Here is a 6,953-nt window from a genome sequence, read left to right on the forward strand (position 1 = left end):
GGGCTGAAGCCCACTCCCACATGATGTGCCCTAATTTTGCGGATCATCGCAGAGCAGTGGCAGCAGCGCGGCCATATCCGGGAACAGCCGCGCTCCGGCTTCCGCCATGACCGAACCCTTTCCCGTGGGCGCGAATCCAAACACGGTCATTCCCGCCGCCACCCCGCCCCGCACGCCGAGGAGGCTGTCCTCAACCACCGCGCAACGCTCGGGCCGCACGTCCAACACGTCGGCGGCGTGGAGGAACAAGCCCGGCTCCGGCTTCCAGCTTCCAATATCGTAGGCGCTGACGATGCGGCCCTCGAAATAGGGTAGTAATCCAGTGGCCCGCAGGCTGACCGCCATTTTGTCGCTGGGTCCGTTGGACGCCACGCAAAAGGGCACACGCAATTCCCGCAGCAGCGCTTCCACGCCCGCGATGGGCCTAAGTTCCGCCTCGAAGGCCACCGCCATGCGTTGCCGCAGTTCGGGCAGGAAATCATCGGGCAGCCGTCGGCCCAGCCGTTGTTCGACCAGGGCGAGGGTGTCGCCCATCTTGCGCCCGGTGAATTGGGCCAAGGCTTCTTCCAGGGTGTAGTCGAGGCCGAGTTCGTTAATGCATTCCACCAGCACCCGGTTGCCCAGGACTTCGCTGTCCACCAGGGTGCCGTCGCAGTCGAAGATGATGGCGTCGTAGCGCATGGGTAGTTCTCAAGGGTGGGAGCGGTTTCCAGCCGCGACTGGCGGGGTATCGGTCGCGGTTAGAAACCGCTCCCACCGATTACCCGTGCTCCAGCCGCAAAAACTTCGCGTGCAGCGCGTCCCGGTCCTCCACATGGTCCGGGTCTTTGATGATGCACTCCACCGGGCAGACCTCGATGCACTGCGGCTTGTCGTGGTGCCCCACGCATTCGGTGCAAAGGGCCGGGTTGATTTCGTAGATGGACTCGCCTTCGGAAATTGCCCCGTTCGGGCAGGCCGGTTGGCAGACATCGCAGTTGATGCATTCGTCGGTAATCAGCAAAGCCATGGCGTTGATCTCACAAGGCATCGGCGAATTTGTTGAGCAGGGCTTCCCGCACCAGTTCCGGCACGAAGCTCGACACGTCGCCGCCCAGCTTGACGATTTCACGGATGACGGAGGAGGACAGGAAGGCGTACTTGTCGCTGGGGGTGAGGAACATGGTTTCCAACTCCGGCCCGAGATGGCGGTTCATGCCCGCGAGCTGGAATTCGAACTCGAAGTCCGACACGGCCCGGAGTCCCCGCAGAATCACGGAAGCGCCGACCGTCCGGGCGCAATCGACGGTGAGCGCGCCGAAGCTCAGCACTTCGACATTCGGCAAGTCTTTCAGCGCCTCGTGGGCCAGGACCACCCGCTCTTCCAGATCGAACAGCGGCGCCTTGCCCTTGTTGGCGGCCACGGCGACGAACACCCGGTCGAAGATGCGGGAAGCCCGTTGGGCCAGGTCGATGTGGCCGTTGGTGATGGGGTCGAAGGTTCCGGGGTAAAGGGCGGTGATATTCATGGGCTAGGGTTCCGCTGGTACAAGTGATAAGCCACCTCGCCCGCCGTGCCATCACGCAACAGACGCCAGCAAGGCGGCAGGCCATCGGGCTTCCAGCCGCGTTCGGTTTCCAAATAGATTTTCGCCGCCGGGGCCAGCCAGCCACGGGTTTCCAATGCGTCGCACGCCGGGCCGATTAAATTCTGGCGGAAGGGCGGGTCGAGAAACACCAGATCGAAGCGCTCGGCGGGACCGGCCAGGAAGCGGGCCACGTCGGCGTGGACGCATTCCACCGGCTCCGCGTTCAGTAGTGTGCGATTGCTTTTCAGGGCTGCGGACACGGCGGCTTGCGCTTCCACCTGCACCACCCATGCCGCGCCACGGGAGGCGGCTTCGAAACCGAGGGCGCCGCTCCCAGCGTAAAGGTCCAGGCAACGGGCACCCTCCAGGTCGCGTTGCAGCCAGTTGAACAGGGTTTCCCGCACCCGGTCCGGGGTGGGGCGGAGTCCCGGCGCGTCGGGAAACTTGAGCTTCCGGCGGCGCCATTGACCAGCGATGATGCGGATTTCGTTGTTCATGGGTGGGGGTTGGTTAATGTAGGTCGGGCTTTAGCCCGACCCACGGTCAAGCGGGGCGGTGGGATCGGGCTAAAGCCCGACCTACAAGCGTGGCCATTACTTCGCCCCGCCGCCCACCAGCACGGTTTGCAGCCGCTCCGGGTCGATCCGCGCCTTGAACGCCCGCTTGATGTCCCCCTTGGTCACGGCCTGCACTTTCTGGGTGAAGGTGTCGAGGTAATCCAGCGGGCGGTTATAAAACGCTATCGAAGCGACTTCCCCGGTCAACTTCTGGTTGCTGTCGAGGCGCAGGACGAAGCCGCCGACGATGTTCTTCTTGGAAGCGTCCAATTCCTTGTCGGTCGGGCCGTTATTGATAAAGTCGCGCACGGTCTTGATGGCCACGTCCAACGCTTCACCGGCCTGTGCGTTCTTGGTTTGCAAACCGATTTGATAAGGGCCGGTCACCCGCAACGGATAGAAATAGCTGAACGCGCTGTAGGCGAAGCCGCGTTTCTCCCGCACCTCCTCCATGATCCGCGACACCAGCCCGCTGCCGCCCAGAATGTGGTTGCCCACGTACAGGGGGAAATAGTCCGGGTCGTTCACCTTCATGCCCAACTCGCCCGCGAAGACGTGGGTTTGCTCGGACGGGAACGGGGTCTTCACGGTCTGCGCGGTTGGCTTGGCGACGGGTTCCGGCAGAGGCGGCAGCCCCTCGCCATCGGGCAGGGCGGACAACAGGTTGTCGGCGATGGACTCCGCCTCGGGCCGCCTCAGGTCGCCGACGATGACCAGAATGCCGTTCTTCGCTGTATAGGCGCGTTTGTGGAAATCCACCAAGTCGTCACGGGTCAGCGGCTCGACGGTTTCTTTATTCCCCTCCGGCGGATGGCCGTAGGGATGGTCGCCATACAGCGCTTTCATGAAGGCAATCTCGGCGAGGTCGCCCGGGTCTTCGCCCCGTTGCTTGATGGCGAGCAGGGTGCGGTTTTTCTCGCGGTCGAAGTCTTTTTGATCGAAGCGGGGATGAGCCAGCACTTCCTTGGCGGTTTCCAGGGCTACCGACAACTTCTCGGGGTGGGTGAGGCTGCGCAGCGCGACAAAAGCCGAATCGCGGGAAGCGCCGCTGCTCAGCGCCGCGCCGATATTCTCCAAGCGTTGGGCGATGGCGTCAGCGCCCCAAGCGCCCGCGCCGGTGTCCAGCAGGTTGGAGGTCAGCGCCGCCAAGCCGAATTTGGTGCCGTCGCGAGCGCTGCCCGCATCGAACACCAGCCGCACATCCACCAAGGGCAGCCCTTGGGTGGCGACGAAATACACCCGCCCGCCCCGCGCCGTGGTCCAGTGCTGGATGTCGGGCGTGGCGAAGGCCGGGAGGCTGACGAACAGGCAAATCAACAGCCAGATATTGGCGAAACGCCGGTTTCTTGCCCCCTCTCCCCCTGGGAGAGGGTCGGGGTGAGGGGAATTCAAATGAGCCTTCCTTCCTTCAACAAAAATCGAATTAACGGACATGGTCACCTCCCATGGGGGCGTCTTCGGGCGCGGATGCCCCTTCGGGCAAAGGCTGGGGTTCGAGATGGGCGACGGTGAGCCGGTCATCCACCAGATATTTGTTGGCGACCTTCTGCACTTGCTCGGCGGTCACGGCGTTGACCTTGTCCACGTATTCCTGAACCGTGTGCCAGCCCAGGCCGACGGTCTCCGCCGCGCCCAACTGCATGGCCTGGTAGAACATGGAGTCAAGCTGATAGACATGGCTGGCGAGCACCTGCGCCTTGACCCGCTGCAACTCCTCGGCGGAAATCGGCTCGTCCCGCAGGCGGCGGATTTCGTCCGACAGGGATTTTTCCAGTTCGGCCAGTGACTTACCTTCAACCGGCGTGGCTTCCAGGGTGAACAGGCTGGATAGGCGCGAATTCAGGTCATAGCCCGCCCCGGCGGCGGAGGCGATTTGTTGGCCCCGCACCAGTCGGCTGGACAGCCGGGCGCTGTTGCCGCCGTCCAAAATGCCAGCGGCGACTTCCAAGGCGTAGGCGTCGCGCTCGTCGGGGGCGGTCTTGAGGGAGGGCGTCTTGTAGCCCATGACCAAGAAGGGCAGCTTGGCGGGCAGCTTGACCGTCAAGCGGCGGATGCCCAATTGCTCCACTTCGCCCTGCGGCTTGATCTCCGGCAGTTCACTGGGCTTGAGCTTGGCGAAGTACTTTTTCGCCAGGGCGTAGACCTCGTCGGGCTTCACGTCGCCAACCACCACCACGGTGGCGTTGTTGGGCGCGTACCAGAGCGCGTACCACTCTTTAAGGTCGGCCAGGGTCAGCCCGGCCACGTCGTCCGGCCAGCCGATGACGGGATTTTTATAAGGGCTGTTGCTGTAGGCCACCGAGTCGAAATGCTCCTGCATCTTGGACCGGGGCTGATCGTCGGTGCGGAGCCGCCGCTCCTCCAGCACCACTTGGTGTTCCTTGGCGAATTCCGGCTCCAACAGCTTGAGGTTACGCATCCGGTCGGCTTCCAGTTCAAAGCTCACCGGCAGTCGGCCCTTCTCCAGCGACTGGAAATAGGCGGTATAGTCCTGGGCGGTGAAAGCGTTTTCCCTCCCCCCGTTTGCTGCGATAATGCGGGAAAACTCCCCCGGCGGATGCTTGTCAGTGCCCTTGAACATCATGTGTTCGAGCATGTGGGATATGCCCGTAATGCCGCCGTATTCGTGGCTCGCGCCCACTTTGTACCAGACCTGCGAGACGACCGCCGGGGCACGGTGATCTTCTTGCACGATGAGCTTTAAACCGTTGTCCAACTGGAATTCATGCACCAGAGGCTCGGCGGCGTGGACCGAGAGCGGCGCGGCCAGCAGGATCAAACGGAGTCCGCGTAATAACATGTGACGTTCTCCTTGGGATTGTTCATTAGTTTGGCGGGCAAACCGCCTGACGGCTGCTATTGTAATCGAATACCGAAACCGACGATGACGACCACCACACCCGATTCCGCACCCCCCGCTTCCTGGCGAGCTTACTTGGCGCTGTGCAAGCTCCGGGTCGTCGGGGCCATCGTATTCACCGCCGTGATCGGCATGTTCCTGGCGGTGCCGGGGCTGCCGCCGCTGATGGAATCCTTCTGGGGCGCCATCGGCATCGGACTCGCCGCCGCCTCCGCCGCTGCGTTGAACCACATCTACGACCGGGAAATCGACGGCAAGATGTCCCGCACCGAGGACCGCCCGCTGCCCCAATCCCAGCTCAGCCCGCGCCAAGCCAATATTTTCGCGGGCATCATCGGGGTGCTGTCGATGGTCATTCTGGCGGTGTTCGTCAATGTGCTGACGGCGGTGCTGACCTTCGTGTCGCTGATTGGCTATGCGGTCATCTACACCCGCTACTTGAAGCGCATCACCACCCAGAACATCGTCATCGGCGGCGCGGCGGGCGCGGCTCCGCCCGTGTTGGGCTGGTGCGCGGTGACGGGGGCGGTGCATCCCCATTCGCTGCTGCTGTTCCTGCTGATTTTCACCTGGACCCCGCCCCATTTCTGGCCGCTGGCCTTGGCGAAGAAAGACGAGTACCGGCTGGCCGAGATGCCCATGCTGCCGGTCATCTACGGCGACGACATCACCAAGCTGCATATCCTGCTCTATACCATCCTGCTATTCATTTTCAGCCTGTTCCCGTTCCTCACCCACATGAGCGGCTTGATTTATCTGCTCGCGGCGGTGGTGCTGGGCGCCGGATTTCTCTACTACGCCATCCGGCTCAAGCTGGCGAAGGACAACAAGCTGGCGATGAAGACCTTCGCCTATTCGCTGCTGTATTTGATGGGGATATTCTCGGCGCTGCTGGTCGATCATTATTACCGGCTCGTGCCGTAATAAGCGCTCGTAGTCCCTTCTCGCTTTAGCGGGCGGGATTGCGGCTTATTTCACCGTGGCTTGGTTTGAGCCGGCCTTGCGCAGCCTGCCTGGCAATCCTTTCGTGATTGGCTCTTTGGCCGGGGACGGCGGCGGTTTCGCGGAAGCCATCGCCGGACGCTGGCGAGCCGCTGGCGGGATGGGTCTGGATCGGCTGGAAATCGTGGTGACTTCGGCCCTGACCCTGGCGGTACTGCTGTCCATCGACACCTTGAAGACCTGCGTGGTGCTGGACACCTTGACCCGCAGCCGCCATGACTCGAACCGGGAGATCGTCGGCCAAGGCGTGGGCAATATCGTTTCGGCGGTGGCGGGTGGAATTCCCGGCGCGGGCACCATGGCCAAGCCACCCTCAATCAACCCGGAACGGCGGCTGGTGGCCCCGCTGGAAACATTCACCAGGGTGGCGCCCATGATGGCCTTGCTGGTGTTCGGTGGACTCATCGCCTGGATGCCGGTGGCTTCTCTGGTCGCCATCCTCATTGTGATCGGTGCCCGCATGATCGACCGCCACAGCCTCGGCTTCCTGAAATCCCGCGCCACGGTGCTGGATTTCGCCATCATCTTTGTGGTGATTGTGGTGGCTTTGACGGTCAGCCTCATCGCCGCGTCCGGCGTGGGCGTGGGCTTGGCGGTGCTGCTGTTCATGCGGGAACAGATCGGCGGCACCATCGTCCGGCGCAAGAGCTATGGCGACGCCACCTTTTCCAAGCAGGTACGCTTGCACGACGAGATGGCGATCCTAGAGCGCGAGGGCCATCAAGCCGTGATTGTGGAGTTGCAGGGCAGCTTGTTCTTTGGCACCGCCGACCAGCTTTACCGGGCCTTGGCACCGGAAATGGGAGCGTGTCGTTACATCATCCTCGACATGCGCCGGGTGCAGTCGGTGGACGTGACCGCCGCCCATGTTCTTGAGCAAATCAAGGACCAGCTGGCCGAGCGGGAAGGCTTCCTGATTTTCAGCCAATTGCCTTCGCGGGTGCCTTCCGGGCTTGATATGCAGCG

8 protein-coding genes are annotated in these 6,953 nt (G+C 62.7%); 2 read left to right on the top strand and 6 right to left on the bottom strand.

The genetic code is table 11. The features are described 5' to 3' along the window. Positions 1-30 precede the first annotated feature (30 nt). The 6 genes from ACXWUF_RS15830 to ACXWUF_RS15855 form a co-directional block, all read right to left on the bottom strand. On the bottom strand, positions 31-681 hold the full coding sequence (locus tag ACXWUF_RS15830; RefSeq protein ID WP_458495620.1) for an HAD-IA family hydrolase: 651 nt from the start codon (positions 679-681) through the stop codon (positions 31-33). A gap of 79 nt (positions 682-760) precedes the next feature. Continuing rightward, positions 761-1,009, bottom strand: coding sequence for a YfhL family 4Fe-4S dicluster ferredoxin (locus ACXWUF_RS15835; RefSeq protein ID WP_458495621.1), 249 nt, complete (start codon positions 1,007-1,009; stop codon positions 761-763). 10 nt (positions 1,010-1,019) lie between these two features. Next, positions 1,020-1,508, bottom strand: coding sequence for a pantetheine-phosphate adenylyltransferase (coaD, locus tag ACXWUF_RS15840; protein ID WP_458495622.1), 489 nt, complete (start codon positions 1,506-1,508; stop codon positions 1,020-1,022). Next, the gene (rsmD, locus tag ACXWUF_RS15845) at positions 1,505-2,065 is read right to left on the bottom strand and encodes a 16S rRNA (guanine(966)-N(2))-methyltransferase RsmD (RefSeq protein ID WP_458495623.1); all 561 of its coding nucleotides are present in this window, start codon (positions 2,063-2,065) and stop codon (positions 1,505-1,507) included. Before rsmD ends, coaD begins: the two co-directional genes overlap by 4 nt. A gap of 96 nt (positions 2,066-2,161) precedes the next feature. Next, the gene (locus ACXWUF_RS15850) at positions 2,162-3,517 is read right to left on the bottom strand and encodes a M16 family metallopeptidase (protein WP_458495624.1); all 1,356 of its coding nucleotides are present in this window, start codon (positions 3,515-3,517) and stop codon (positions 2,162-2,164) included. 31 nt (positions 3,518-3,548) lie between these two features. Beyond that, a complete protein-coding gene (locus ACXWUF_RS15855; protein WP_458495625.1) occupies positions 3,549-4,925 on the bottom strand; it encodes a M16 family metallopeptidase in 1,377 nt (458 codons plus the stop codon). An 84-nt stretch (positions 4,926-5,009) separates the two neighbouring features. Between ACXWUF_RS15855 and cyoE the strand changes: the two genes are divergently transcribed. Both cyoE and ACXWUF_RS15865 read left to right on the top strand, forming a co-directional pair. Beyond that, positions 5,010-5,909, top strand: a complete 900-nt coding sequence (gene cyoE, locus ACXWUF_RS15860) for a heme o synthase (RefSeq protein ID WP_458495626.1) — start codon at positions 5,010-5,012, stop codon at positions 5,907-5,909. Between the two features lie 76 nt (positions 5,910-5,985). Continuing rightward, on the top strand, positions 5,986-6,953 hold a 968-nt coding region (locus ACXWUF_RS15865; protein WP_458495627.1), incomplete at its 3' end, for a SulP family inorganic anion transporter.

The sequence above is a fragment of the Methylomagnum sp. genome (assembly GCF_054333355.1).